The organism is Streptomyces sp. NPDC042259 (assembly GCF_055582085.1).
Genome location: NZ_JBVJDW010000001.1, coordinates 216,474 through 242,800 on the forward strand (window position 1 = coordinate 216,474; position 26,327 = coordinate 242,800).

At 72.0% G+C, this 26,327-nt stretch carries 26 protein-coding genes; 4 read left to right on the forward strand and 22 right to left on the reverse strand.

Annotated features, from left to right (window positions below; genetic code table 11):
* Positions 1–23: 23 nt before the first annotated feature.
* Positions 24–1,217: a non-hydrolyzing UDP-N-acetylglucosamine 2-epimerase gene (gene wecB, locus ACZ6MA_RS01000; RefSeq protein ID WP_469430018.1), complete on the forward strand. Its 1,194-nt coding sequence runs from the start codon at positions 24–26 to the stop codon at positions 1,215–1,217.
* Positions 1,214–1,885, forward strand: a complete 672-nt coding sequence (locus ACZ6MA_RS01005) for a calcium-binding protein (RefSeq protein WP_469430020.1) — start codon at positions 1,214–1,216, stop codon at positions 1,883–1,885. The genes wecB and ACZ6MA_RS01005 overlap by 4 nt, the downstream gene beginning before the upstream one ends.
* Before the next feature lie 115 nt (positions 1,886–2,000).
* Here ACZ6MA_RS01005 and ACZ6MA_RS01010 read toward each other — a convergent pair whose 3' ends face one another.
* From ACZ6MA_RS01010 to hisI, 14 genes are all read right to left on the reverse strand, one after another.
* Positions 2,001–3,461 carry a glutamate synthase subunit beta gene (locus ACZ6MA_RS01010; RefSeq protein WP_469430021.1) on the reverse strand — a complete coding sequence of 487 codons (1,461 nt, stop codon included), beginning with the start codon at positions 3,459–3,461 and terminating at the stop codon, positions 2,001–2,003.
* On the reverse strand, positions 3,454–8,043 hold the full coding sequence (gene gltB / locus ACZ6MA_RS01015; RefSeq protein WP_469430022.1) for a glutamate synthase large subunit: 4,590 nt from the start codon (positions 8,041–8,043) through the stop codon (positions 3,454–3,456). The genes ACZ6MA_RS01010 and gltB overlap by 8 nt, the downstream gene beginning before the upstream one ends.
* Before the next feature lie 285 nt (positions 8,044–8,328).
* Entirely contained in the window at positions 8,329–9,060 is a 732-nt protein-coding gene (locus ACZ6MA_RS01020; RefSeq protein ID WP_469430024.1) for a VIT1/CCC1 transporter family protein, read from the reverse strand.
* Positions 9,061–9,273: 213 nt separating this feature from the next.
* On the reverse strand, positions 9,274–10,338 hold the full coding sequence (gene lgt / locus ACZ6MA_RS01025; protein ID WP_469430026.1) for a prolipoprotein diacylglyceryl transferase: 1,065 nt from the start codon (positions 10,336–10,338) through the stop codon (positions 9,274–9,276).
* Between the two features lie 131 nt (positions 10,339–10,469).
* A complete protein-coding gene (locus ACZ6MA_RS01030; protein ID WP_469430027.1) occupies positions 10,470–11,249 on the reverse strand; it encodes a DsbA family protein in 780 nt (259 codons plus the stop codon).
* A 65-nt stretch (positions 11,250–11,314) separates the two neighbouring features.
* Positions 11,315–12,130: a tryptophan synthase subunit alpha gene (gene trpA, locus ACZ6MA_RS01035; protein ID WP_469430031.1), complete on the reverse strand. Its 816-nt coding sequence runs from the start codon at positions 12,128–12,130 to the stop codon at positions 11,315–11,317.
* Complete coding sequence (trpB, locus tag ACZ6MA_RS01040) at positions 12,130–13,371, reverse strand: tryptophan synthase subunit beta (RefSeq protein ID WP_469430032.1); 1,242 nt, start codon at positions 13,369–13,371, stop codon at positions 12,130–12,132. Before trpB ends, trpA begins: the two co-directional genes overlap by 1 nt.
* A 103-nt stretch (positions 13,372–13,474) precedes the next feature.
* Positions 13,475–13,717 carry a tryptophan biosynthesis modulator TrpM gene (gene trpM, locus ACZ6MA_RS01045; protein WP_469430034.1) on the reverse strand — a complete coding sequence of 81 codons (243 nt, stop codon included), beginning with the start codon at positions 13,715–13,717 and terminating at the stop codon, positions 13,475–13,477.
* An 8-nt stretch (positions 13,718–13,725) separates the two neighbouring features.
* Positions 13,726–14,535: an indole-3-glycerol phosphate synthase TrpC gene (gene trpC, locus ACZ6MA_RS01050; RefSeq protein ID WP_469430035.1), complete on the reverse strand. Its 810-nt coding sequence runs from the start codon at positions 14,533–14,535 to the stop codon at positions 13,726–13,728.
* Positions 14,536–14,667: 132 nt separating this feature from the next.
* Positions 14,668–15,150: a DUF2752 domain-containing protein gene (locus ACZ6MA_RS01055; RefSeq protein WP_469430036.1), complete on the reverse strand. Its 483-nt coding sequence runs from the start codon at positions 15,148–15,150 to the stop codon at positions 14,668–14,670.
* 148 nt (positions 15,151–15,298) lie between these two features.
* Entirely contained in the window at positions 15,299–15,535 is a 237-nt protein-coding gene (locus tag ACZ6MA_RS01060) for an HGxxPAAW family protein (RefSeq protein WP_469430038.1), read from the reverse strand.
* Positions 15,536–15,647: 112 nt separating this feature from the next.
* Positions 15,648–16,316 (reverse strand): TIGR02234 family membrane protein, encoded by a 669-nt coding sequence (locus tag ACZ6MA_RS01065; RefSeq protein WP_469430039.1) that lies wholly within the window; start codon positions 16,314–16,316, stop codon positions 15,648–15,650.
* A 201-nt stretch (positions 16,317–16,517) separates the two neighbouring features.
* Positions 16,518–18,086 carry an anthranilate synthase component I gene (locus ACZ6MA_RS01070; RefSeq protein ID WP_469430040.1) on the reverse strand — a complete coding sequence of 523 codons (1,569 nt, stop codon included), beginning with the start codon at positions 18,084–18,086 and terminating at the stop codon, positions 16,518–16,520.
* Positions 18,087–18,097: 11 nt separating this feature from the next.
* Positions 18,098–18,544 carry a phosphoribosyl-AMP cyclohydrolase gene (gene hisI, locus ACZ6MA_RS01075; RefSeq protein WP_469430041.1) on the reverse strand — a complete coding sequence of 149 codons (447 nt, stop codon included), beginning with the start codon at positions 18,542–18,544 and terminating at the stop codon, positions 18,098–18,100.
* Positions 18,545–18,626: 82 nt separating this feature from the next.
* Between hisI and ACZ6MA_RS01080 the strand changes: the two genes are divergently transcribed.
* Together ACZ6MA_RS01080 and ACZ6MA_RS01085 are read left to right on the forward strand one after the other, a co-directional pair.
* Complete coding sequence (locus ACZ6MA_RS01080; protein ID WP_469430042.1) at positions 18,627–19,454, forward strand: septum formation family protein; 828 nt, start codon at positions 18,627–18,629, stop codon at positions 19,452–19,454.
* A 69-nt stretch (positions 19,455–19,523) separates the two neighbouring features.
* Positions 19,524–20,156, forward strand: a complete 633-nt coding sequence (locus tag ACZ6MA_RS01085; RefSeq protein ID WP_469430045.1) for a TIGR03085 family metal-binding protein — start codon at positions 19,524–19,526, stop codon at positions 20,154–20,156.
* A gap of 278 nt (positions 20,157–20,434) precedes the next feature.
* On the opposite strand, the gene hisF is transcribed toward ACZ6MA_RS01085, so the two are convergent.
* The 8 genes from hisF to hisD form a co-directional block, all read right to left on the reverse strand.
* Positions 20,435–21,190, reverse strand: a complete 756-nt coding sequence (gene hisF, locus ACZ6MA_RS01090; protein ID WP_469430046.1) for an imidazole glycerol phosphate synthase subunit HisF — start codon at positions 21,188–21,190, stop codon at positions 20,435–20,437.
* Positions 21,187–21,594: a RidA family protein gene (locus tag ACZ6MA_RS01095; protein WP_469430047.1), complete on the reverse strand. Its 408-nt coding sequence runs from the start codon at positions 21,592–21,594 to the stop codon at positions 21,187–21,189. Before ACZ6MA_RS01095 ends, hisF begins: the two co-directional genes overlap by 4 nt.
* Positions 21,591–22,322 carry a bifunctional 1-(5-phosphoribosyl)-5-((5-phosphoribosylamino)methylideneamino)imidazole-4-carboxamide isomerase/phosphoribosylanthranilate isomerase PriA gene (gene priA, locus ACZ6MA_RS01100; protein WP_469430049.1) on the reverse strand — a complete coding sequence of 244 codons (732 nt, stop codon included), beginning with the start codon at positions 22,320–22,322 and terminating at the stop codon, positions 21,591–21,593. The genes ACZ6MA_RS01095 and priA overlap by 4 nt, the downstream gene beginning before the upstream one ends.
* Positions 22,323–22,354: 32 nt before the next feature.
* Complete coding sequence (gene hisH, locus ACZ6MA_RS01105; protein WP_469430050.1) at positions 22,355–22,996, reverse strand: imidazole glycerol phosphate synthase subunit HisH; 642 nt, start codon at positions 22,994–22,996, stop codon at positions 22,355–22,357.
* On the reverse strand, positions 22,993–23,160 hold the full coding sequence (locus ACZ6MA_RS01110) for a hypothetical protein (protein ID WP_469430052.1): 168 nt from the start codon (positions 23,158–23,160) through the stop codon (positions 22,993–22,995). The genes hisH and ACZ6MA_RS01110 overlap by 4 nt, the downstream gene beginning before the upstream one ends.
* Before the next feature lie 88 nt (positions 23,161–23,248).
* Complete coding sequence (hisB, locus tag ACZ6MA_RS01115) at positions 23,249–23,842, reverse strand: imidazoleglycerol-phosphate dehydratase HisB (protein WP_469430053.1); 594 nt, start codon at positions 23,840–23,842, stop codon at positions 23,249–23,251.
* Positions 23,839–24,963 (reverse strand): histidinol-phosphate transaminase, encoded by a 1,125-nt coding sequence (locus ACZ6MA_RS01120; RefSeq protein ID WP_469430055.1) that lies wholly within the window; start codon positions 24,961–24,963, stop codon positions 23,839–23,841. The genes hisB and ACZ6MA_RS01120 overlap by 4 nt, the downstream gene beginning before the upstream one ends.
* Positions 24,964–26,271 carry a histidinol dehydrogenase gene (gene hisD / locus ACZ6MA_RS01125; protein WP_469430056.1) on the reverse strand — a complete coding sequence of 436 codons (1,308 nt, stop codon included), beginning with the start codon at positions 26,269–26,271 and terminating at the stop codon, positions 24,964–24,966.
* Between the last annotated feature and the right edge of the window lie 56 nt (positions 26,272–26,327).

Consider the following 26,327-nt stretch of genomic DNA (forward strand, 5'->3'; position numbering starts at 1 on the left):
CACCGCCCTGCCTAGGGAGACCCATGTCCCCGAACATCATCACCGCGCCCGTACGGGCCATGCTCGTACTGGGCACCCGCCCGGAGGCCATCAAACTCGCGCCCGTGGCACGTGCCATGGCCGCCTCCCCGCTCTTCGAACCTCTCGTCGTCACCACCGGCCAGCACCGCGAGATGCTGCACCAGATGCTGGACCTCCTGCGGGTCGAGGTCCGCACGGAACTCGACGTGATGCGCGACCGGCAGGACCTGTCGAAGCTGACCGCCCGCCTCATCGACGGCCTCGGCGACGTGGTCCGCGAGCACCGCCCGGACCTCGTCGTCGTCCAGGGCGACACCACCACCGCGCTGACCGGCGCGCTCGCCGCGTTCTACGAGCACATCCCCGTCGCCCACGTGGAGGCCGGGCTGCGCACGGGGGTGCTGGACAACCCCTTCCCCGAGGAGGCCAACCGGCGGCTCATCGGGCGGCTCGCGCGCTGGCACTTCGCCCCCACCCCCCGCGCCGCCGCGCATCTGACCGCCGAGGGCATCCCCGCGACACAGGTGTTCACCACCGGCAACACCGTCATCGACAACCTGCTGTGGGTGCTGGAGGAGGGCACGGGGCAGAACCTCTTCCGCACCGGGCTGCGGCGCGTCCTGCTCACCCTGCACCGCCGGGAGAACCAGGGCGACAAGATGCGGGCCATGGGCAAGGCCATGCGGCGGCTCGCCGACCGCGGCGACGTGGAGATGGTGGTGCCGCTCCACAAGAGCCCGGCCGTGCGCGAAGCGCTGCTCCCGGAGCTGACCGGCCACCCGAACATCCGGGTCGTCGAACCGCTGGGCTATCTCGACTTCTCCGCGACCCTCGCCGCCTGCGATCTCGTGCTGACCGATTCCGGCGGCATCCAGGAGGAGGCGCCGAGCCTCGGCAAACCGGCCCTGGTCCTGCGGACGACCACCGAGCGGCCCGAGGCCGTCGAGGCCGGCGCGGCGAAGCTGGTGGGCACCGAGCCGGACGTCATCCTCGACGCCGCCATCCGCCTCCTGGACGACGCGGAGGAGTTCCAGCGGATGGCGACCGCCGGCAATCCCTTCGGGGACGGGCACGCCACCGACCGGATCCTCGCCCAACTCGCCGAGGACTTCGGGGCGGACACCGGCACGAAACCGCCGTCGGCTCCGCTGATCGCCAGCCGGCCCGACGGTCCGGGGTCATACTCGACGGCATGACGAGAGTTCACCGGCTCCTCGGTCTCACGCTGCTCGCCGCCGCCGCGGTCGTGGGTGTCGCCCTGGCGGTGGGCGGTCTGTGGGGAGGCGGTGACCAGGCGCCGGACCGGCCGTGGGCCGAGGGATCGGTCCACGGGCCGTGGCGGTCGGTGTTCGACGGCCACGGGGAGAACGTGGGCCGCGAGGACGCCCTCGCCCTCTCCCCCATGCCGTCCCGGGTGCCCGAGGAAACCCACGCGGGGCTGATCGTCTCCACCGCCGTCTACACGGATGTGGACTTCCGGGCCAGGATGCGGACGGTCGCCCAGCTGCGCGTGCCCCGGCCCAACCCGTGGGAAGTGCCGTGGCTGGTCTGGGCGTACACCGACCCGGAGCACTTCTACTACATCACGCTCAAGCCGAACGGCTGGGAGCTGGGCAAGCGCGACCCCGCCTACCCCGGGGGGCAGCGCTTCCTGGCGACGGGCGGGGGCAAGTTCCCGATCGGCTCGTGGTCCGAGGTGCGGGTCGCCCAGCGGGGCGCCCGGATGGAGGTCAGCGTCGACGGGCGGGGGCTGGTCTCCTTCGCGGACCGGGAGCGTCCGCTGCTGAGGGGGAACGTGGGGGTGTACACGGAGGACGCGCGGGTGGAGTTCGAGGACCTGGTGGCACGGGTGCCGGACGACTGACCGGGCCGCCCCGCCCGGCGGCCCGGTCAGCGGCATCCGGGGCCCCGGCCCGGGAAAGACCGCGGCACCCGCCCCCGGTCGGGGAAAAGGCGGGTGCCGCGTGCTGGGGGGTGGGTCAGACGGTCAGTGCCCGGTCCGTCGGCCGCACCGGGGCCGGCAGGGTGCTGGTACCGGTGAGGAAGCGGTCCACCCCGCGGGCCGCGGAGCGGCCTTCGGCGATGGCCCACACGATGAGTGACTGGCCACGGCCCGCGTCGCCCGCGACGAACACCCCGGGCACGTTCGTGGCGTACTCGCCGTCGCGCGCGATGTTGCCGCGCTCGTCCAGCTCCAGGCCGAACTGGTCGACGAGGCCGTTCTCCCGGTCGGTGCCGGTGAAGCCCATCGCGAGGGTGACCAGCTGGGCGGGGATCCGCCGCTCGGTACCGGGCTTGGGCTCCGGCTTGCCGCCGGTGAACTCCACCTCGGTCAGGTGCAGCCACTGGACGTTGCCGTCCTCGTCGCCCTCGAAGTGGGTGGTGGAGACGGAGTAGACCCGCTCGCCGCCCTCCTCGTGCGCGGAGGTGACCTTGTAGAGCATGGGGAACGTCGGCCAGGGCTGGTTCGCGTTCCGCTCCTCCCCCGGCCTGGGCATGATCTCCAGCTGGGTGACGGAGGCCGCGCCCTGGCGGTGGGCCGTGCCCACGCAGTCGGCCCCGGTGTCGCCGCCGCCGATGACGACGACGTGCTTGCCCTCGGCGCTGATCGGGGAGACCGTCAGATCGCCCTCCTGCACCTTGTTGGCGACGGGCAGGTACTCCATGGCGAAGTGGATGCCCCGCAGATCACGGCCGGGGACGGGCAGGTCGCGCGAGGTGGTGGCGCCGGCGGCGATCACGACGGCGTCGTAGCGCTTGCGCAGCTTCGCCGCGTCGATGTCCCGGCCGATCTCCACCTCGGTGCGGAACTTGGTGCCTTCCGCGCGCATCTGCTCGATGCGGCGGTTGATGTGCCGCTTCTCCATCTTGAACTCGGGGATGCCGTAGCGCAGCAGACCGCCGATGCGGTCGGCCCGCTCGTACACGGCGACCGTGTGGCCGGCCCGGGTCAGCTGCTGGGCGGCGGCGAGGCCCGCCGGGCCGGAGCCGATGACGGCGACGGTCTTGCCGGACAGCCGCTCGGGCGGCTGCGGGGTGACGTCACCGGTGTCCCAGGCCTTGTCGATGATGGTGACTTCGACGTTCTTGATGGTGACGGGGGGCTGGTTGATGCCCAGCACACAGGCGGCCTCGCAGGGTGCGGGGCACAGCCGGCCGGTGAACTCGGGGAAGTTGTTGGTGGCGTGCAGCCGCTCGCTGGCCGCCCGCCAGTCCTCCCGGTAGGCGTAGTCGTTCCACTCGGGGATGAGGTTGCCGAGCGGGCAGCCGTTGTGGCAGAAGGGGATGCCGCAGTCCATGCAGCGCCCGGCCTGCTTGCCGATGATCGGCAGCAGCGCACCGGGGACGTAGACCTCGTTCCAGTCCTTGACGCGCTCGTCGGCGGGACGGGTGCGGGCGACCTCGCGGCCGGTGGTCAGGAAGCCCTTGGGGTCAGCCATGAGTCGCCGCCTCCATCATCTTCTCGTGGGTCTCCGTCTCGGAGAGCCCCGCTCGCTCGGCGGCGTCCTTGGCGGCGAGCACTGCCTTGTACGTGGCCGGGATGACCTTGCTGAAGCGGGTCACGGCCGTGTCCCAGTCGGCGAGGAGCTTCGCCGCGACGGTGGAGGCGGTCTCCTCCTGGTGGCGGCGCACGACGTCGTGCAGCCACCGCTGGTCGTCGGCGTCGAGGCTGTCGACGGCGGCGGTCAGTTCCTTGTTGACCTGGCGCGGGTCCAGGTCGATGACGTACGCGACGCCGCCGGACATGCCGGCCGCGAAGTTGCGTCCGGTCTCGCCGAGGACGACGGCCCGGCCGCCCGTCATGTACTCGCAGCCGTGGTCGCCCACGCCCTCGGAGACGACGGTGGCACCGGAGTTGCGGACGCAGAACCGTTCGCCGACCCGGCCGCGCAGATACATCTCACCGCCGGTGGCTCCGTAGGCGAGGGTGTTGCCCGCGATGACGGAGTACTCGGCGAGGTGGTCGGCGCCGCGGTCGGGGCGGACGACGACGCGGCCGCCGGAGAGGCCCTTGCCGACGTAGTCGTTGGCGTCGCCCTCCAGGCGCAGCGTGACACCGCGCGGCAGGAAGGCGCCGAAGGACTGGCCGGCGGAGCCGGTGAAGGTGATGTCGATGGTGTCGTCGGGCAGTCCCGCGCCACCGAACTTCTTCGTCACCTCGTGGCCGAGCATGGTGCCGACGGTGCGGTTGATGTTGCGGATCGCGACCTGGGCCCGGACGGGCTGGGCCTCCTCGGCGGTGGGGGCGGAGAGGGCGTCGGCGGAGAGCTTGATCAGCTCGTTGTCGAGGGCCTTGGCCAGGCCGTGGTCCTGCTCGGTGACCCGGTGCCGGACGGCGCCGGCGGGCAGCTCGGGCACGTGCAGCAGCGGGGCCAGGTCCAGGCCCTGGGCCTTCCAGTGCGTCACGGCCTTGGCGGTGTCGAGGAGTTCGGCGTGGCCGACGGCCTCCTCCAGGGTGCGGAAGCCCAGCTCGGCGAGGAGTTCCCGGACCTCCTCGGCGATGAACTCGAAGAAGTTGACGACGAATTCGGCCTTGCCGGAGAACCGCTCGCGCAGCACCGGGTTCTGGGTGGCGATGCCGACGGGGCAGGTGTCCAGGTGGCAGACGCGCATCATGACGCAGCCGGAGACGACCAGGGGGGCGGTCGCGAATCCGAACTCCTCGGCGCCGAGGAGGGCGGCGATGATCACGTCGCGGCCGGTCTTGAGCTGTCCGTCGGTCTGCACCACGATGCGGTCGCGCAGTCCGTTCAGGAGCAGCGTCTGCTGGGTCTCGGCGAGGCCCAGCTCCCAGGGGCCGCCGGCGTGCTTGAGGGACGTCAGCGGGGAGGCGCCGGTGCCGCCGTCGTGGCCGGAGATCAGCACGACGTCGGCGTGGGCCTTGGAGACGCCCGCCGCGACGGTGCCGACGCCGACCTCGGAGACCAGCTTCACATGGATGCGGGCCGAAGGGTTGGCGTTCTTCAGGTCGTGGATGAGCTGGGCGAGGTCCTCGATGGAGTAGATGTCGTGGTGCGGGGGCGGGGAGATCAGGCCGACGCCGGGGGTGGAGTGCCGGGTCTTCGCGACCCAGGGGTAGACCTTGTGGCCGGGCAGCTGGCCGCCTTCGCCGGGCTTGGCGCCCTGCGCCATCTTGATCTGGATGTCGTCGGAGTTGACCAGGTATTCGCTGGTGACGCCGAAGCGGCCGGAGGCGACCTGCTTGATGCTGGAGCGCCGGGCGGGGTCGTAGAGGCGGTCGGGGTCCTCACCGCCCTCACCGGTGTTGGACTTGGCGCCGAGCTGGTTCATGGCGATGGCGAGGGTCTCGTGGGCCTCGCGGGAGATCGAGCCGTAGGACATGGCGCCGGTGGAGAAGCGCTTGACGATCTCGCTGACGGGCTCGACCTCGTCGAGGGGCACGGGGGTGCGGTCGCTCTTGAGGGCGAACAGCCCGCGCAGGGTCATCAGCCGCTGCGACTGCTCGTTCACGCGCTCGGTGTACTGCTTGAAGATGTCGTAGCGCCGCGAACGGGTGGAGTGCTGGAGGCGGAAGACCGTGTCGGGGTCGAAGAGGTGGGGTTCGCCCTCGCGGCGCCACTGGTACTCGCCGCCGATGTCCAGCCGGCGGTGGGTCGCGGCGATGCCGGTGGCGGGGTAGGCCTTGGCGTGGCGGGCCGCGACCTCCTGGGCGACGACGTCCAGACCGGCTCCGCCGATCTTGGTGGCGGTGCCGTGGAAGTAGGTGTCGACGAAGGTCTCGTCGAGGCCGACGGCCTCGAAGACCTGCGCGCCCCGGTAGGAGGCGACGGTGGAGATGCCCATCTTGGACATCACCTTCAGCACGCCCTTGCCGAGGGCGTATATGAGGTTGCGGATGGCGGTCTCGGGCTCGATGCCGGGCAGGAAGGTGCCGGCCCGGACCAGGTCCTCGACGGACTCCATCGCCAGGTAGGGGTTGACGGCGGCGGCGCCGTAGCCGACGAGCAGCGCGACGTGGTGCACCTCGCGGACGTCACCGGCCTCGACCAGCAGGCCCACCTGGGTGCGCTGCTTGGTGCGGATGAGGTGGTGGTGGACGGCGGAGGTGAGCAGCAGCGAGGGGATCGGCGCGTGCTCGGCGTCCGAGTGCCGGTCGGACAGGACGATCAGACGGGCGCCGTCCTCGATGGCGGCGTCGACCTCGGCGTGGATCGCGGTGATCCGGGCGGCGAGTGCCTCGCCGCCGCCGTGCACCCGGTAGAGGCCGGAGAGGGTGACGGCCTTGAGGCCGGGCAGGTCGCCGTCGGCGTTGATGTGGATGAGCTTGGCCAGCTCGTCGTTGTCGATGACGGGGAAGGGCAGGGTGACGCTGCGACAGGACGCGGCGGTCGGCTCCAGCAGATTGCGCTGCGGGCCGAGGGAGGAGATCAGCGAGGTGACCAGTTCCTCGCGGATGGCGTCCAGTGGCGGGTTCGTGACCTGCGCGAAGAGCTGGGTGAAGTAGTCGAAGAGCAGCCGGGGGCGCTCGGAGAGGGCGGCGATGGGCGAGTCGGTGCCCATCGAACCGATGGGCTCGGTCCCGGACTTGGCCATGGGCGCGAGGATGACGCGCAGCTCTTCCTCGGTGTAGCCGAAGGTCTGCTGGCGGCGGGTGACCGAGGCGTGGGTGTGCACGATGTGCTCGCGCTCGGGGAGGTCGGCCAGGTCGATCAGGCCGCTCTCCAGCCATTCGCCGTAGGGCTGCTCGGCGGCGAGCTGCTCCTTGATCTCGTCGTCCTCGATGATGCGGCCCTGGGCGGTGTCGACGAGGAACATCCGGCCGGGCTGGAGGCGGCCCTTGCGGACGACCTTTGCGGGGTCGATGTCGAGGACGCCGACCTCGGAGGAGAGGACGACGAGGCCGTCGTCGGTGACCCAGTAGCGGCCGGGGCGCAGACCGTTGCGGTCGAGGACGGCGCCGACGAGGGTGCCGTCGGTGAAGGTGACACAGGCCGGGCCGTCCCAGGGCTCCATCAGGGTGGAGTGGTACTGGTAGAAGGCGCGCCGGGCCGGGTCCATGCTGGCGTGGTTCTCCCAGGCCTCGGGGACCATCATCAGCACGCTGTGCGGCAGGGAGCGCCCGCCGAGGTGGAGCAGTTCGAGCACCTCGTCGAAGGAGGCGGAGTCGGAGGCGTCCGGGGTGCAGACGGGGAAGATCCGCTCCAGGTCCAGGTCCCCGAACAGCTCGCTGGCCAGCTGGGACTCGCGGGCCCGCATCCAGTTGCGGTTGCCCTTGACCGTGTTGATCTCGCCGTTGTGGGCGACGAAGCGGTACGGGTGGGCGAGCGGCCAGGAGGGGAAGGTGTTGGTGGAGAACCGGGAGTGCACCAGGGCGATGGCGGTGGCACAGCGGCGGTCGGAGAGGTCCGGGAAGAACGGCTCCAGCTGCCCGGTGGTGAGCATGCCCTTGTAGACGATGGTGCGGGCGGAGAGCGAGGGGAAGTAGACACCCGCCTCCCGCTCGGCGCGCTTGCGCAGCACGAAGGCCTTGCGGTCGAGGGCGAGGCCCTCGTTCTCGCCGTCCGCCACGAACAGCTGCCGGAAGGCGGGCATGGTGGCGCGCGCGCCGTTGCCGAGCAGCTCGGGGGCGACGGGGACCTCGCGCCAGCCGAGGACGGTGAGGCCTTCCTCGGCGGCGATGGTCTCGATCTGTGAGACGGCGGCGTCCGCCCGCGGGCCCGTCCCGTCCTCGCCCGCGGGGAGGAAGGCGATGCCGACGGCGTAGGCGCCCGCCGCGGGGAGGTCGAAGGTGACGCTCTCGCGCAGGAAGGCGTCGGGAACCTGCATAAGAATGCCCGCGCCGTCGCCGGAGTCGGGCTCGGAGCCGGTGGCGCCGCGGTGTTCCAGGTTACGCAGGACGGTGAGGGCCTGCTCCACGAGCGCGTGGCTCGCCTCGCCGGTGAGGGTCGCGACAAAGCCCACGCCACAGGCGTCGTGCTCATTGCGCGGGTCGTACATCCCCTGCTGGGCGGGGTGGGATGCGGCAAAAAAGGGGCGCATCGGCTCTCCCGTCGTCGTCATGGCATTTGGGGTGCCGAGGGACGACGTTGGCCCTCTGCGAAAGAATTTGGTGCAGGTTACAGGATGGCCCGCTTCTCGAAAAGCGGATACTTCGTTCCAACATGTGGACGCCGTCGTGCGGGGCGGGGCGTCCCTGGAGTGGTGGGAGCAACCCGGCCCGGCCCGTACCGGACGTCGGCGCGGCCGGTGGCGACATTGCCTGCGGCGCTTCCGGACTATGCCCGGACCGCACGGACTTGAAACAGTGCGGTTACCCGCTTGTTATGCGGCTGCGCGCATAAAGCATCACCCCAAGGTGGCGCCGAAGGCAATACCCAGGGCGTACGTCACACCCGCCGCGGCCCCGCCCAGCAGCAGCTGGCGCAGCCCGCTGAACCACCACGAGCGTGCCGTCACCCGTGCCACCACGGCACCGCAGGCGAACAGCCCCAGCAGCGCCAGAAGCACGGCGGGCCACAGCTGGGTGGCGCCCAGCAGATACGGCAGGACGGGCAGCAGGGCGCCCAGGGCGAAGGATCCGAAGGAGGAGACGGCGGCGACCGTGGGCGAGGGCAGGTCGGAGGGGTCGATGCCCAGCTCCTCGCGCGCGTGGATCTCCAGTGCCTGCTCGGGGTCGGCGGACAGCTGCCGGGCGACCTCCCGCGCGAGCCGGGGCTCGACGCCGCGCGACTCGTACAGCGCGGCCAGCTCCTCCAGCTCGTCGGCGGGGTGCTTGCGCAGCTCGCGCCGCTCCACGTCCAGCTCGGCCAGCACCAGCTCGCGCTGGGAGGCGACGGAGGTGTACTCGCCCGCCGCCATGGAGAAGGCACCGGCCGCGAGCCCGGCCAGGCCGGTGATCACGATCGTCTGGGAAGAGGCGGAACCGCCGGCGACGCCCGTCATGAGGGCCACGTTGGAGACCAGTCCGTCCATGGCTCCGAAGACCGCGGGCCGCAGCCAGCCGCCGTTCACATCGCGGTGCGTGTGGTTGTCGCGGTGCGCTATGTGCGGTGCCTCAGCCGTATCGAGGACAGACATCTTCGCTCGTGCTCCCTTCCCCGGGGAGAGCCTGCCGCCCATCCCCCATGAGTCGAAGGTACGCACGAATTACGATGATCCGCTAGCAAGGAAGGCCGAACTTACCTCTCTGACCTGCGCAAACGCGGGAGGCCCGGGAAAATTCCCCGGAAACGCCCGAGGGCCGCCGGACCTTGGCGGTCCGGCGGCCCTCGGGGCTGATGACGTCCCGGGTCAGAGCTTCTTGCCCGGCCGGTCGGCGGACGCTCCGGTGGCGGTGCCCTTCGCGGCGTCCTTGTCCGTGCCGGTGGCGGCGTCCCCGGACCCGGACGACGGGGCAGCCGGGGTGCTCGCAGGGCCGTCCGCCGGCTTCGCGCCGGGCTTCTCCCCGGGCTTCTCGACCGGCTTCTCGACCGGCTTGGGGCCCGGCTTCGCGGGGGCCTTCTCCGCCCGGGCGTCCGGCGCGGGGCCGTCGTCGGCGGCGGCGGGCTCCACCACGGCTTCCCGGCCGGGCCGGCGCTTCGCGGAGATGACCATGTAGAGGACCGCGGCGAGGAACAGGATGATCGAGGTCCAGCCGTTGAGCCGCAGGCCCAGCAGGTGGTGGGCGTCGTCGACGCGCAGATACTCGGTCCAGAAGCGGCCCACGGTGTACGCCGCGACATAGAGGGCGAAGGCCCGGCCGTGGCCGAGGGTGAACCGCCGGTCCGCCCAGATGACCAGCGCCGCGACGCCGAGGCACCACAGCGACTCGTACAGGAACGTCGGGTGGTACGTCCCCGCGATCCGCCCGATCCCGGGGTCGGCGTCGATCTTGAGCGCCCACGGCAGATCCGTGGGCCGGCCGTACAGCTCCTGGTTGAACCAGTTGCCCCAGCGGCCGATGGCCTGCGCGACCGCGAGGCCGGGCGCCAGCGCGTCCGCCCAGGCGGGGAGCGGGATCCCGCGACGCCGGCAGCCGATCCAGGCACCCACCGCGCCGAGGGCGACGGCACCCCAGATCCCGAGCCCGCCTTCCCAGATCTTGAAGGCGTTGACCCAGTTCCGCCCCGCACCGAAGTACAGCTCGTAGTCGGTGATCACGTGATAGAGGCGGCCGCCGACGAGCCCGAAGGGCACCGCCCACACGGCGATGTCGGCGACCGTCCCGGTCCGCCCACCGCGCGCGATCCAGCGCCGGTTGCCGAGCCAGACGGCGACGAAGACGCCGATGATGATGCAGAAGGCATAGCCGCGCAGCGGGACCGGTCCGAGGTGGATCACACCGGTCGACGGGCTGGGAATGTAAGCGATGTCCATGGCAGCACCGACGCTACCCTGCCGGGACACGCACCGGGCAACCCACCCGGCGCAACGGCTGCGTAACGGCGCTCGGGCCGCCCCGTCCTCCAGCGGCCGTCGCGCCACCGTGCACGCCCCGAGGACGTGCCTCAGCTCTTCGCCGCCCCGGCGACCATCTGCCGCAGCTTCTCGGGCGTGAGCGGGTTGGTCTGGTCGCCGTAGATGCTCTTGCCGTCGAGGAGAACGGTGGGGGTGGCGTGGTGGCCGGACTTGCCGAAGGCCTCGTGGGACTTCTTCACCCAGCTGTCGTGCGTGCCCTCGTTCACACACGTGCGGAAGGCGGGGGTGTCCAGGCCCGGGACCTGGCCGGCCAGGTCCAGCAGGCGGGCCTTCTTGCCGAAGGCGTCGTCGGTCTCCGCCGGCTGGTTCTTGTAGATCAGGTCGTGATAGGCGGAGAACTTGCCCACGTCCTGCGCGCACGCCGCCGCGTTCGCCGCGTTGAGCGATCCGGCGCCACCGAGGTTGTTGTCGATCAGTGTGACGAGGTGATACTCGGTCTTCAGCCGGCCCTTGGCCTCCAGCGCGTGGATCGTGTCGCGGAAGCCGTTCTCGAACTGGGCGCAGCCGGGGCAGCGGAAGTCCTCGTAGACGGTGAGGGTGGCCTTGGAGGCGGGCTTGCCGACCGGGATGGTGACGGCGTCCTTGCCCATGGCGCCCTGGGGCAGGACGGGCGGCCCGGCGGTTTCCTTCCGGTCCTTCCCGGCGCTCGCGAGCAGCGCGCCGACGCCGGCGGCGATGCCGAGGACGCCCACGGCCACGCCCCCCGCGATCAGGGCCCGCTTGCGCTTGGCGCGGGACTCCTCCCTCTGACGCTGTTCCTGCAGCCGCTCACGGGCGCTGCGCTTTCCGTCGCTGTTCTTCTGGCTCACATCCCGCTACAACGAACCGGGGGCGCGCCCATGCGCGCCCCCGGCGACGTTTTCCTTCAAACGGATTACCCGCGCTTGCGTACCCCGGCGGCGAGTTCACCCGCCAGTGCGCGCACTCCGGCCAGGCCCGTTTCCAGGTCGGGGGCGTCCAACAGCCGCTTCACGAAGGCCGATCCGACGATGACGCCGTCGGCGAACTGGGCGACCTCCTCGGCCTGCCGGGCGTTGGAGACGCCGAGTCCGACGCAGACGGGCAGTTCGGTGACCGCCTGGGTGCGCCGCACCAGGTCCTGGGCCTCCTGGCCGACGGACTCGCGGGTGCCGGTGACGCCCATCAGCGAGGCCGCGTAGACGAAACCGCTGCCCGCTGCCGTGATCTTGGCGAGCCGCTCGTCGCGGCTGCTGGGCGCGACGACGAACACGGTGGCCAGGCCGTGCTGCTCGGCGGCCTTGCGCCACACCTCGGACTCCTCGACCGGCAGGTCCGGCAGGATGCAGCCCGCTCCCCCGGCGGCGGCGAGATCGGCGGCGAACCGCTCCACGCCGTAGGCGTCGACGGGGTTCCAGTAGGTCATGCAGAGCACCGGGGCGCCCGTCGCGGCGTGCGCCTCGCGGACCGTGCGGATCACGTCGACGATTCTGACGCCGCCGCGCAGGGCGATGTCGTCGGCGGTCTGGATGACCGGGCCGTCCAGGACCGGGTCGCTGTGCGGCAGCCCGACCTCGACGACGTCGCAGCCGCCCTCGACCATGGCGACGACGGCCCTGACCCCGTCGTCCACGGTGGGGAAGCCCGCCGGGAGGTAGCCGACGAGCGCGGCGCGCCCCTCCGTCTTGGCCGTGGCCAGTACGGAACTCAGCAGTTCGATCGTGCCCGCCATCAGTTCGCCCCCGCAGCGTCGTCGTACAGCCCGAAGTAACGCGCGGCGGTGTCCATGTCCTTGTCGCCGCGCCCGGAGAGGTTGACCAGGACGAGGCCGTCCGGGCCGAGTTCCTTGCCGAGGTCGAGGGCGCCGGCGAGCGCGTGGGCGCTCTCGATCGCGGGGATGATGCCCTCGGTGCGCGACAGCAGCCGCAGGGCCGCCATGGCCTCGTCGTCGGTGACGGCGCGGTACTCGGCGCGCCCGGCGTCCTTCAAATACGAGTGCTCCGGGCCGATGCCGGGGTAGTCGAGTCCGGCGGAGATCGAGTACGGCTCGGTGATCTGGCCGTCCTCGTCCTGGAGCACATAACTGCGGGAGCCGTGCAGGATGCCGGGGGTGCCGGCGGTGAGGGTGGCCGCGTGCTCGCCGCCGGCCACGCCGTGGCCGCCCGGCTCGCAGCCGACCAGCCGGACGCCGGTGTCGGGCAGGAAGGCGTGGAAGAGGCCGATGGCGTTGGACCCGCCGCCGACGCACGCCACGGCGACGTCCGGGAGACGGCCCGTGCGTTCGAGGATCTGGCGGCGTGCCTCGACGCCGATGACCCGGTGGAAGTCGCGCACCAGCGCCGGGAAGGGGTGGGGTCCGGCGACGGTGCCGAAGAGGTAGTGGGTGCGGTCGACGTTGGCGACCCAGTCGCGGAACGCCTCGTTGATGGCGTCCTTGAGGGTGCGGCTGCCGGACTTCACCGCGACGACCTCGGCACCGAGCATCCGCATCCGGGCGACGTTGAGCGCCTGGCGCTCGGTGTCGACCTCGCCCATGTAGATGGTGCACTCCAGACCGAAGAGCGCGCAGGCGGTCGCGGTGGCGACGCCGTGCTGCCCGGCGCCGGTCTCGGCGATGACCCGGGTCTTGCCCATGCGCTTGGTGAGCAGCGCCTGCCCCAGCACATTGTTGATCTTGTGGGAGCCGGTGTGGTTGAGGTCCTCGCGCTTGAGGAACACCCGGGCGCCGCCCGCGTGTTCGGCGAAGCGCGCCACCTCGGTAAGGGCGCTGGGCCGGCCGGTGTAATTGACCATCAGTTCGTTGAGTTCGGCCGCGAAGGCGGGGTCCGCCTTCGCCTTCGCGTACTCCTCGGCCACCTCGTCGACGGCGGCGACGAGGGCCTCGGGGATGAACTTGCCGCCGAAGGCGCCGAAGTAGCCCTCGGGGCTGGGGACGTGACCCTCCGGGTCCGGGATGAAGAAGTCAGACGACATCCGACGTACTCCTCAGTCGGGGCCCGCGGGCCCCGCTAGGTATCGATGGACGGGCATCACGCTATGCGGAGAGGACGACCGCCGAGCCGCGGCTTTCGCGCGGCTAGGCCGTGGCGCGGTGGGTGCGGTTCGTCGTCGTCGTGCGCATGGTGGGGCGACGCCATCGCATGCCGTTGATCTGGCCCGGCTCACAGCCGATGTGGTAGCGCACCCGGCGGCCGTGGATCCGGCGGGCGGGCGCGCGGCAGCCGCGGGGGCGGCAGCCGCGGGCGAGTCGTGCGTACGCCGACATGCCGACGGGGGCCGAGTGCGAACTCGGTCCCGGGCGGCCACGGCGGCGGGTCATGGGAGGGGTCAGCCCCTGCCGTGCCGCAGGGCGGGGTGGGCGCCGGCGGCGACGAGGTCGGCGACCGCGCCGCGCGGGTCGCGGCCGGTGACCAGGGACTCGCCGACGAGCACCGCGTCGGCGCCCTCGTTGGCGTAGGCGATGAGGTCGTGCGGGCCGCGCACCCCGGACTCGGCGATCTTGACGATGTGGTCCGGGATCTCGGGGGCGACGCGGGTGAAGTTGTCGCGGTCGACCTCGAGGGTCTTGAGGTTGCGGGCGTTGACGCCGATGATCCGGGCGCCGGCGTCGACCGCGCGCTGGACCTCTTCCTCGTCGTGCACCTCGACCAGCGGGGTGAGGCCGATCGACTCGGCCCGCTCGATGAGGGAGACCAGGGCCTCCTGCTCGAGGGCGGCCACGATCAGCAGAGCCAGGTCGGCCCCGTACGCGCGGGCCTCCCACAGCTGGTAGGCGGTGACGATGAAGTCCTTGCGCAGGACCGGGATGTCGACCCGGGCGCGGACGGCCTCCAGGTCGGCGAGCGAACCGCCGAAGCGCCGCTGCTCGGTCAGCACGCTGATGACGGCCGCGCCGCCCGCCTCGTAGTCCGCGGCGAGTCCGGCGGGGTCGGCGATCGCGGCGAGCGCGCCCTTGGAGGGGCTGGAGCGCTTGACCTCGCAGATGACGGTGACGTTCTCGCCCTTGAGGGCCGCCACGCCGTCCTTGGCCTGCGGTGCCTTGGCGGCTCGCTGCTTGAGCTCGTCGAGGGTGACGCGCGCCTGCCGCTCCGCGAGGTCGGCACGGACACCGTCGATGATCTCGTCGAGCACACTCACGCGAGCGGCCCCCTTCCGGACTCGGATGGTCTGGGCTGGCGGCTGGAAATCACCCCACCAGGACTTGCGATGGTACTTGCCGGAGGGCGAAGGTCTCGCATCCGGTTGACGCGGATACCGCCACGTGGACATTCACGGGACCAGAGCCGACCCGAACGGCAGATTCCGTACGACGGTGAAGACGAGGACGACCGCGCCCAGCGCCCACCAGCGGCCGGGGCGCGTGCCGGGTGCGGGTACGGCTGCGGGGGCCGCCCGCAGGGACCGGACCAGCCATCCGGCCCAGAACACGGCGAAGGCGGCGTAGCCGGCGACGGCCAGGGCGTTCGCGCCGAGCGCGGTGGCGAGGTCGCCGTGAGCGAGGGCGTGGACGCCGCGCAGTCCGCCGCAGCCGGGGCAGTACAGCCCGGTGTGACGCAGCAGCGGGCAGGCCGGGTAGTGGCCGGGCTCGTTGGGGTCCACGGCGCCGATCCACACGGCGGCCGCGGCGAGCGCCGCCGCGACGCCGAGCGGGGCGGCGAGGCGATGGGCCAGGGGCTCGGGCGGGGCGGTGGTGGTGCCGGGGGTGATGCCGGGGGCCCGGGGGTTCCGGGGCCGGCTCGCGTGGTCCCTCACCCTGTCGAGTCTCCACCGGAAACGACGAAGGCGCAGCTCAGGGCCGGCGTACGGGCAGCCGTACGGGCCCGGGCCGCGCCATGCGTGCCCGCGGTGCCGCCCGTGGTGTGCCGGGCGGCGGCGAGAGGGTGCTCGTCGGAGCCGGGGGTCAGCCCTGGGTCTGTGCGTGCGACTGCGCGCGGACGGGGCGCTTGGGGGCCTGGCCGAGGCCCGCGGCGCGCATGGCCATGCCGACGACGCCACCGAGGGCGATCACGATCATTCCGGCCCAGAAGCCCATGGGCTTGGCCATCACCGTGAACGCGCCGGAGATGCAGAAGCCGATGAAGGCGATGATGACACCGGTCCAGGCGGCCGGAGTGTGTCCGTGGCTGCTACCCGACATGAGTATGACTCCTCGTTGCTGTATCGCGCCTGCGGGCGCAGAGAGAACGCTCGATGCCATTGTCCCCGACGGCCGGGGCTGCCTTGAGCTGGGGTGGGCGTGTCCGGCCCGGCTACTTCCGGGAGGTGTCCCGGGTGGTTTCGCCGGTGGGGTCCTCGCCGCGGTCGAGGGCCTTCCACAGCTCCTCGGGGCGGTCCGGGTCGGGGGCGGTGCGGGCGCGGCGCGGGCGGGGGGTGCCGTCGCGCTCGTAGCGGCCGGACATGGTGGGCCAGTGGCGGCCGTAGCGCAGGGCGAGCAGCCCGGCGAGGAGCAGCAGGACGCCCCCGGCGAAGGCGACCCACGGCCAGGCGGTGTGGGTGACGTTGTCGATGGCGCCGTGGGTGAGGCCGCCCGCCTTGCTCGCCTTCTCCTCCAGGGCGGCGGTGTCGGAGACGCCGCCGAGGGCGCCGGCGATCACGCCGGCGCCGCTCAGGGCGAGCAGCGCGGCGACGGCGATCCGGCCCGCGCCGCGTACGGCGAAGACGGCGACGAGGGCGGCCAGGCCGACGATGGCCAGCGCGCCGGGCAGGCCGCTGACGTCCTGGCCGGTGGCCTGGCGCACGACGCTGCCCTGGGCGACGGCGGCGGTGCCCTCGGCCCAGGTACGGCCGCCGGACAGCAGGACGAGGGCGGCGCCGAGGGCGCCGAAGAGCAGGGCGATGCCGACACTGCGTCTGGCACCGCTGCCGGTGCGCGGGGCGGGCTGGACTACGGGGCGGGGGTGGGGAACGGCTGCGCTCACGGTTACCACTATCCCCCTCCCACCCGCCCGCCCCCAACGGGGGCCCGGCCGGACGGGCTGCTGTGCCCTGTCCTCAAGCGCCGGACGGGCTTGAATCGAGCCCGTCCGGCGCTTGAGGACCCAGCACAGCAAGCCCGTCCGGCGCTTGTGGACGCGCCCGCGGGGCGCCCGCCGCCGTGGGCGGCAAGGTCCGGTTGTCGGCTAGCCGGCGGCGAGCCGATTGGCCGTGTGGACCGCCCGGAGCACCGCGGCGGCCTTGTTCCGGCATTCGGCGTCCTCCGCGGCGGGGTCGGAGTCGGCGACCACGCCCGCGCCCGCCTGTACGTAGGCGGTGCCGTCGCGCAGCAGCGCCGTGCGGATGGCGATGGCGGTGTCGGAGTCGCCCGCGAAGTCGAGGTAGCCGACGCAGCCCCCGTACAGCCCGCGGCGGGTCGGCTCCAGCTCCTCGATGATCTGCATGGCGCGCGGTTTGGGCGCGCCGGAGAGCGTGCCGGCGGGGAAACAGGCGGTGAGCACGTCGAAGGCGGTCCGGCCGGCGGCGAGGCGGCCGGTGACCGTGGAGACGATGTGCATCACATGGCTGTAGCGCTCGATCGACATGAAGTCGACGACCTCGACGCTGCCGGGTTCGCAGACCCGGCCGAGGTCGTTGCGGCCGAGGTCGACGAGCATCAGGTGCTCGGCGCGTTCCTTGGGGTCGGCGAGGAGTTCGTCGCCGAGCGCGGCGTCGGCCTGCGGGCTCGCCCCGCGCGGGCGGGTGCCGGCGATGGGGTGCACCATGGCGTGCCCGTCCTCGACCTTGACGAGCGCCTCGGGGCTGGAGCCGACGACGTCGATGGCGCCGCCGTCCTCGTGGGGGAACCGGAACAGGTACATGTACGGGCTGGGGTTGGTGGCCCGCAGGACCCGGTAGACGTCGAGGGCGGAGGCGGTGCAGGGGGTCTCGAAGCGCTGGGAGGGCACGACCTGGAAGGCCTCGCCTGCGCGGATGCGCTCCTTGATGTCCTCGACGGCCTTCATGTAGTCGGCGCCGCCCCAGCGGGCGGTGTACTCGGGAAGTTCGGAGGGCGGCAGGACCGTGGGGCTGGTAGGTGTGGGCCGGTGGAGGTCGGCGGCCATCGCGTCGAGCCGGGCGACGGCGTCGGCGTAGGCCTCGTCGATGCCGGTCTCGAGGTCGTTGTGGTTGATCGCGTTGGCGATCAGCAGCACGGTGCCGTTCCAGTGGTCGAGCACCGCGAGGTCCGAGGTGAGCAGCATCGTCAGTTCGGGCAGCCCGAGGGTGTCCTCGCCGTGTTCGCCGATCTTCTCGAGGCGGCGGACGATGTCGTAGCCGAGGTAGCCCACCATGCCGCCGGTGAAGGGCGGCAGCCCGGCATCCTCTATGAGGTCGCGGGGGGTGTGCAGGGCCGCCACGGTGTCGCGCAGCGCCGCCAGCGGGTCGCCCTCGGTGGGGACGCCGACGGGCGGGGTGCCGAGCCAGTGGGTCCGCCCGTCGCGGGCGGTGAGGGTGGCGGCGCTGCGGACGCCGACGAAGGAGTAGCGGGACCAGGTGCGGCCGTTCTCGGCGGATTCCAGCAGGAAGGTGCCGGGCCGTTCGGCCGCCAGCTTGCGGTAGAGGCCGACGGGGGTGTCGCCGTCGGCGAGGAAGCGTCGGGTGACCGGGATGACCCGACGGTCCCTCGCGAGCATCCGGAACGTGTCGGCGTCGGGGGTGGTGGTACCCGTGGTCGCGGCGCGGGGGGCCGGGACGCCTGAGGTCGTGGCAGCCATGGCAGCGGAGCCTACTTGCCCAGGGGCAGGACGTCGGCATCGAAACAGGTGCGGTCACCGGTGTGGCAGGCGGCGCCGACCTGGTCGACCTTGACGAGGAGGGTGTCCGCGTCGCAGTCCAGGGCAACGGACTTGACGTGCTGTACGTGACCGGAGGTGTCGCCCTTGACCCAGTACTCGCGGCGGCTGCGGCTCCAGTAGGTGCAGCGGCCGGTGGTCAGGGTGCGGTGGAGCGCCTCGTCGTCCATCCAGCCGAGCATGAGGACCTCGCCGGTGTCGTACTGCTGGGCGATGGCGGGGACCAGGCCGTCGGCGTCGCGCTTGAGGCGGGCGGCGATGGCGGGGTCCAGCCGGGCGCCGTCGGCACGTGCGCCGGGGGACGTCCCGGGAGGTGCGGCGGGAGACACTCCGGGAGAGGAGGGGCCGTGGGGGTCGCGGAGAGGGGCATTGCCGGTCATGCGCCCATTCTGCCGCTTCGCGCCGGTGGGGTTGCCGTAACCCACTGGTGGGGCTGTCAGTGGCATGCGGCATGCTTCGCCCATGACCTCTCCGCCTCCGCCGAACGCCCCTCGATCGCCTGGTGACGGCGGTGGGTTCGGCCCACCGCAGAGTTTCGGCGCGCCCTATGGGCAGCAGGGCCCGCAGGGGGCGCCCGGTCAGCCGTACGGGCAGCCGGCGTACGGCGGTCAGCAGCCGTACGGGCAGCCTTACGGGCAGTTCGCGCCGCCCATGCCGCCGCCCCCGCCGCCCTCCGGTGGCAGCGGCGCGAAGGTCGCCGCGATCGTGGTCGCCTCGGTGCTGGTGGTGGGCCTGGCCGTCGGCGGGGTGATCCTCTCCCGTGGTGGTGACAAGGACGACGAGCCGGCCGCGCGGGGCTCGTCCTCGCCGAGTGCCTCACCGTCGGCTTCCCCTTCGGCGTCCCAGGACTCCACGGGCCTGTCCCCCGGCGAGGGCGGCGCGGTGGACAGCGGCCAGTCGGCCGGCCCGAGCCTGCCCTCCCTGCCGCGTCAGGTGCCGTACGTGGTCCTCAAGCCCGGCCAGTGCTACGACCACCCGGCGTTGAGCAGCACGGTCACGGTCATAGAGACCAGGTCGTGCGAGAGCGCGCACGACGGCGAGGTCGTGGCCAACAGGGTGCTGACGGGTACCTTCTCGACGCAGCGGGAGATCCAGGAGAAGGCCGTGGAGCTGTGCGGCACGGAGGCGGAGAAGCGGGTGCGGTCCATAGCCGACGGCCGCCGGTACTACTCGTACACGCTGATGCCCGCGAAGACGACCTACGAACGCGGGCAGAACCAGCTGTCCTGCACGATCACCCTGAGCAATGCCCGGGGTGGCGCGAAACTGACCGCACCGCTTCCGGAGTAGGACCCGTGGGGGCGGGGAGGCAGGCGCGGCACCATGGCACTGCCGAGGTGACGGTCGTAGGCTGACGGCATGTCAACCCATGCCCAGCGCGAACGCCTCCTCCTCGCCGACCTGTTGGAGACGGCGGGTCCGCACGCTCCGACGCTCTGCGACGGCTGGCGCACCCGTGACCTCGCGGCGCACGTCGTGGTCCGCGAGCGCCGTTCCGACGCGGCGGCGGGTCTGGTGCTCAAGCCACTGGCCGCCCGCCTGGAACGGGTGCAGGCCGAATACGCCGCGAAGCCGTACGAGGAGCTGCTGCAGCTGATCCGTACGGGTCCGCCGCGCCTGTCGCCGTACGCCCTCAAGCAGGTCGACGAGGCGGCCAACACCGTCGAGTTCTACATCCACACCGAGGATGTCCGCCGTGCGCGGCCGGAGTGGACGCCGCGGGTGCTCGATCCGGTCTTCTCGGACGCGTTGTGGAGCCGGGTCGAGCGGATGGCCCGGATGCTGGGCCGCCGCTCACCGGTGGGCCTGGTGCTGCGCCGGCCCGACGGCCGTACGGCCGTGGCCCACCGCGGCACCCCGGTCGTCACGGTCACCGGGGAGCCGGGTGAGCTGACCCTGTTCGTCTTCGGCCGCCAGGACGCCGCCCGCGTCGACCTGGAGGGCGACAAGGACGCCCGCGCGAAGCTGCTCGAAGCGAAGCTGGGCATTTGAGCATCTCAAGCCCGTCCGGCGTTTGAGGACGCGCCCGCAGGGCGCCTCGCCGCCGCAGGCGGCACGACGGGCCGATGGCCGAAGAACCGCCGGAGTCCGTCGGCACCACCGCTGCGCGGCGGTCGTCCTCAATCGCCGGACGGGCTGGATTCGGCTGGGCTTGGCTGTCATGGCCCAAGCCACGTCAAGCCTGTCCGGCGTTTGAGGACGCGCCCGCAGGGCGCCCGCCGCCGCAGGCGGGCGACGGCCTGGGGCCGGTGATACTCGACGGCTCGCGCCTAGCGCACCTCATGCCCGGCGGAGCGCAGGCAGTCCTTGACCTCGCCGATGCGCAGATCACCGAAGTGGAAGACCGAGGCGGCGAGGACCGCGTCCGCGCCCGCCTCGATCGCCGGGGCGAAGTGCTCCAGACGGCCCGCGCCACCGCTCGCGATGACCGGGACGGTGACGTGCTTGCGCACCTCCCGGATCATCTCGGTGTCGTAGCCGTCCTTCGTGCCGTCGGCGTCCATCGAGTTCAGCAGGATCTCACCGGCACCCAGCTCGGCCGCCCGGTGCGCCCACTCCACGGCGTCCATTCCCGTGCCGCGCCGGCCGCCGTGCGTGGTGACCTCGAAACTCCCGGACGGGCCACGGCGGGCGTCCACCGACAACACCAGCACCTGACGGCCGAAGCGCTCCGCGATCTCGCGGATCAGCTCGGGCCGCTCGATGGCCGCGGTGTTGACCCCGACCTTGTCGGCGCCGGCCCGCAGCAGCTTGTCGACGTCGTCGGCGGTGCGGACGCCGCCGCCCACGGTCAGCGGGATGAAGACCTGCTCGGCGGTGCGGCGCACCACGTCGTAGGTGGTCTCGCGGTTGCCCGAGGAGGCGGTGATGTCGAGGAAGGTCAGCTCGTCGGCGCCTTCCCGGCCGTAGATCCTGGCCATCTCGACGGGGTCGCCCGCGTCCCGCAGATTCTGGAAGTTGACGCCCTTGACGACCCGTCCGTTGTCCACGTCCAGGCAGGGGATGACTCGGACCGCCAGGGTCATGTGCTCGATGCTCCTCGGTAAGCTTCTACTTCTACTTCGACCAGGACGCGTGAGTCGACGAAGCCGGAGACCACGACGAGGGTCGCCACGGGACGTACGGCGTCGAAGAGTTCCTTGTGGGCGCGGCCGACCGCGTCCACGTCACGCGCGTGGGTCAGATACATCCGGGTGCGGATGACGGACTCGACGCCGAGACCGAACTCGCGCAGCGCGGCCAGCGCACTGCCGAAGGCCGCGAGCGTCTGCTCGTAGGGGTCGCCCTCGCCCTGCAGGACGCCGTGCACCAGCGGCATCGTCCCGGCGACGAGGACCCGGTCCCCCGCCGCCACGGCACGTGCGAAGCCGATCGACTCCTCCCAGGAGCTGTCTGTCTGCACACGCCGCGGGGCTGGGGATTCGGTCATACGGACACTGCCTCCAGGGCTTCTTCCAAGGTGAACGCCTTGGCGTAGAGAGCCTTGCCGACAATGGCACCTTCGACACCCTCCGGTACCAGAGTGGCGATCGCCCGCAGATCGTCAAGGGACGAAACACCGCCGGAGGCGACGATCGGCCTGTCGGTGACCGCGCAGACCCCGCGGAGGAGTTCCAGGTTGGGGCCCTGGAGCGTGCCGTCCTTGGCGATGTCGGTCACGACGTAGCGGGCGCAGCCCTCGGCGTCCAGACGGGCGAGGGTCTCGTACAGGTCGCCGCCGTCACGGGTCCAGCCGCGGCCGCGCAGGGTGGTGCCCCGGACGTCCAGACCGACGGCGATCCTCTCGCCGTGCTCGGCGATGACCTTGGCGACCCACTCGGGGCTCTCCAGGGCGGCGGTGCCGAGGTTGACGCGGGTGCAGCCGGTGGCGAGGGCGGCGGCCAGCGAGGCGTCGTCGCGGATGCCGCCGGACAGCTCGACCTTGATGTCCATCGAGCGGGCCACCTCGGCGACCTGGGCCCGGTTGTCGCCGGTACCGAAGGCGGCGTCCAGGTCCACCAGATGCAGCCACTCGGCGCCCGCCCGCTGCCAGGCCAGGGCGGCGGACAGGGGGTCGCCGTACGACGTCTCGGAGCCGGACTCGCCATGGACGAGACGGACGGCCTGGCCGTCGCGGACATCGACGGCGGGGAGGAGTTCGAGGCGGTTGGCGCTCAAGGCATGTTCCTAGATAGCAGGGGTCGAGAGGGCTAGAGGGTGGCGAGCCAGTTGGTCAGCAACTGGGCGCCGGCGTCGCCGGACTTCTCGGGATGGAACTGGGTGGCGCACAGCGGTCCGTTCTCCACCGCGGCGATGAACGGCTCGCCATGGGTGGCCCAGGTGACCTGGGGCGGCCGGATGTGGTCCGCGGTGATCTCGAAACCCCACTCGCGCACGGCGTAGGAATGCACGAAGTAGTAGCGGGTGCCTGCGTCGAGGCCCGCGAAGAGCCGGGAGTCCGCCGCCGGGGTGACGGTGTTCCAGCCCATGTGCGGCACCACGGGGGCCTTGAGCGGCTCGACCGTGCCCGGCCACTCGTCCAGGCCCTCGGTCTCGACGCCGTGCTCGATGCCGCGCTCGAAGAGGATCTGCATGCCGACGCAGATGCCCATCACGGGCCGGCCGCCGGACAGCCGGCGCCCGATGATCCAGTCGCCGCGGGCGGCACGCAGGCCCTTCATGCACGCGTCGAACGCGCCGACGCCCGGGACGAGCAGCCCGTCGGCGGTCATCGCCCGGTCGTAATCCCGGGTGATCTCCACATCGGCGCCGACGTGGGCGAGGGCACGCTCGGCGGAACGGACATTGCCGAATCCGTAGTCGAAGACGACGACCTTCTTGCGGTCGCTCATTCCCAGACCCCCTGCAGTCGCAGTACACCGGCCACCAGGCACATCACGGACGCTATGCCGAGCAGCACGATCAGGCCCTTGGGCATGCCCTGTTTGGTGAAGGAGTAGATCCCGCCGGCGAGGAACAACCCCACCACGATCAGGATGGACGAGAGGCCGGTCATCGTGTCTTTCCGTTCGTTTCTCCGCCCGCGCGGCGCGGCGGTGCGGGCTTCGAGGTCGTCCGCGGCCCGGAGGCCGCGCGTGCGTCGCTCACAGCGCGCCCTTCGTGGACGGGAGGATGCCGGCCGCGCGCGGGTCGCGCTCGCTGGCGTAGCGCAGGGCGCGGGCGAGGGCCTTGAACTGGCATTCCACGATGTGGTGGGCGTTGCGCCCGTACGGCACGTGGACGTGCAGGGCGATCTGGGCCTGTGCGACGAAGGACTCCAGGATGTGCCGGGTCATCGTGGTGTCGTAGGCGCCGATCATCGGTGCCATGTTCTCCGGCTCGGAGTGCACCAGGTAGGGGCGGCCGGAGAGGTCCACGGTGACCTGGGCGAGGGACTCGTCCAGCGGCACGGTGCAGTTGCCGAACCGGTAGATGCCCACCTTGTCGCCGAGCGCCTGCTTGAAGGCGGCGCCGAGCGCGAGGGCGGTGTCCTCGATGGTGTGGTGGGTGTCGATGTGCAGATCGCCGTCGGTCTTGACCCGGAGGTCGAAGAGGCCGTGCCGGCCGAGCTGGTCGAGCATGTGGTCGAAGAAGCCGACGCCTGTCGACACGTCGACCTGCCCCGTCCCGTCGAGATCGATCTCGACGAGGACGGACGTCTCCTTGGTGGTGCGCTCCGTGCGGCCCACGCGGTTCATCGGTTGTTCTCCTTGCGAATGGCACGTACCGCGTCGAGGAAGGCGTCGTTCTCCGCCGGGGTGCCGGCGGTGACCCGCAGCCGGCCCGGTACGCCGTTGTCCCTGACCAGGACGCCGTGGTCGAGGATGGCCCGCCACGCCGCGTGGCTGTCCTCGAAGCGGCCGAACTGGACGAAGTTGGCGTCGGAATCCGTCACCTCGCAGCCCATGGCGCGCAGCTCGGTGACGATGCGGTCGCGCTCGGACTTGAGCTGTTCGACGTAGCCGAGCAGCGTATCGGTGTGCTCCAGGGCCGCGAGCGCGGTGGCCTGGGTGACGGACGACAGGTGGTACGGCAGCCGGACGAGCTGGACGGCGTCGACGACGGCGGGGTGGGCGGCCAGATAGCCCAGGCGCAGTCCGGCCGCGCCGAAGGCCTTGGACATGGTCCGGGAGACGACGAGGTGCGGGCGGCCCTCGATGAGCGGCAGCAGCGAGGGGTGGTGGCTGAACTCGCCGTACGCCTCGTCCACGACCACGATCGAGGGCTTCGCCGCCTGCGCGGCCTCGTACAGCCGCAGGACGGTGGCGGCGTCGACGGCGGTGCCGGTGGGGTTGTTCGGAGAGCAGACGAAGACCACGTCGGGCCGCTGCTCGGCGATGGCCCGTACGGCCGCGTCGACGTCGATGGTGAAGTCGGCGGTGCGCGGCCCGGCGGTCCAGCCGGTGCCGGTGCTCCGCGAGATCAGGACGTGCATCGAGTAGGAGGGCTCGAAGCCCATCGCCGTGCGGCCGGGGCCGCCGAAGGTCTGGAGCAGTTGCTGCAGGACCTCGTTGGAGCCGTTGGCGGCCCACACGCCCGCGCGGCCGACCTCGTGGCCGGTGGTGCGGGTGAGGTACTTCGCCAGCTCGGTGCGGAGTTCGACCGCGTCCCGGTCGGGGTAGCGGTTGAGGTGCCGGGCCGCCTCGGTGACGCGCTCGGCGATGCGGGCGACGAGGGGCTCGGGCAGCGGGTAGGGGCTCTCGTTGGTGTTCAGCCGGACGGGCACGTCGAGCTGGGGCGCGCCGTAGGGGGACTTGCCGCGCAGTTCGTCGCGGACGGGGAGGTCGTCCCAGGGGGACGTGGGGGTGTCGCCGGTCACTTACTTCGGCACCTTCCAGCCGAACCTCGCCTTGAGCGCGGCTCCGTGTGCGGGCAGGTCCTCGGCCTCGGCGAGGGTGACCACGTGGTGGGCGACCTCGGCGAGCGCGTCGCGGGTGTAATCGACGACGTGGATGCCGCGCAGGAAGGACTGCACGGACAGGCCGGAGGAGTGGCAGGCGCAGCCGCCGGTGGGCAGGACGTGGTTGGAGCCGGCGCAGTAGTCGCCGAGCGAGACCGGCGCGTAGGGGCCGACGAAGATCGCTCCGGCGTTGCGCACCCGGGCGGCGACGGCGGCGGCGTTCTCGGTCTGGATCTCCAGGTGCTCGGCCGCGTAGGCGTCGACGACGGCGAGGCCCTGGTCGAGGTCGTCGACGAGGACGATGCCGGACTGGCGTCCGGCGAGCGCCTCGGTGATCCGCTCCTGGTGCCGGGTGGCGGCGACCTGCGTCTTCAGTTCGGCCTCGACGGCCTCGGCGAGCGCCTCGGAGGGCGTGACGAGGACGGCGGCGGCCAGCACGTCGTGCTCGGCCTGGCTGATGAGGTCGGCGGCGACGTGCGCGGCGTCGGCGGTGTCGTCGGCGAGGATCGCGATCTCGGTCGGGCCGGCCTCGGCGTCGATGCCGATCCGGCCCTTGAGCAGGCGCTTGGCGGCGGCGACCCAGATGTTCCCGGGGCCGGTGACCAGCTGGGCGGGGCGGCACTCGTCGGTGCCGTAGGCGAACATGGCGATCGCCTGGGCGCCGCCGGCGGCGTAGACCTCGTCGACGCCGAGGAGGGCGCAGGCGGCGAGGATCGTGGGGTGCGGCAGGCCGCCGTGGTCCTTCTGCGGCGGCGAGGAGACGGCGAGCGAGGCGACGCCGGCCTCCTGGGCGGGGACGACGTTCATCACGACGGACGAGGGGTAGACCGCGTTGCCGCCGGGCACGTACAGCCCGACGCGCTCGACGGGCACCCAGCGCTCGGTGACGGTGCCGCCGGGGACGACCTTGACCGTCTTGTCGGTGCGCCGCTGCTCGCGGTGGACGAGGCGGGCGCGGCGGATGGACTCCTCCAGCGCGGCCCGTACGGCCGGATCCAGCCGCTCAAGGGCACCGGTGATCTCCTCGGGGGCGACGCGCACCCGGTCGATCCGGACGCCGTCGAACCGCTCCGCGTAGTCGATCAGGGCCGCGGTGCCACGATGATGCACGTCCTCGCAGATGGGCCGCACCTTTTCCAGGGCGGCCTCGACGTCGAGTTCGGCTCGGGGCAGCAGATCGCGGTCGACGCCCGAGGCGGCACCGCGCAGATCGATTCGGGAGATCACACCGCCAATTGTCTCAGACCCGTCCCGGCACACGGCGCGCCGTACCACTTGGTGAT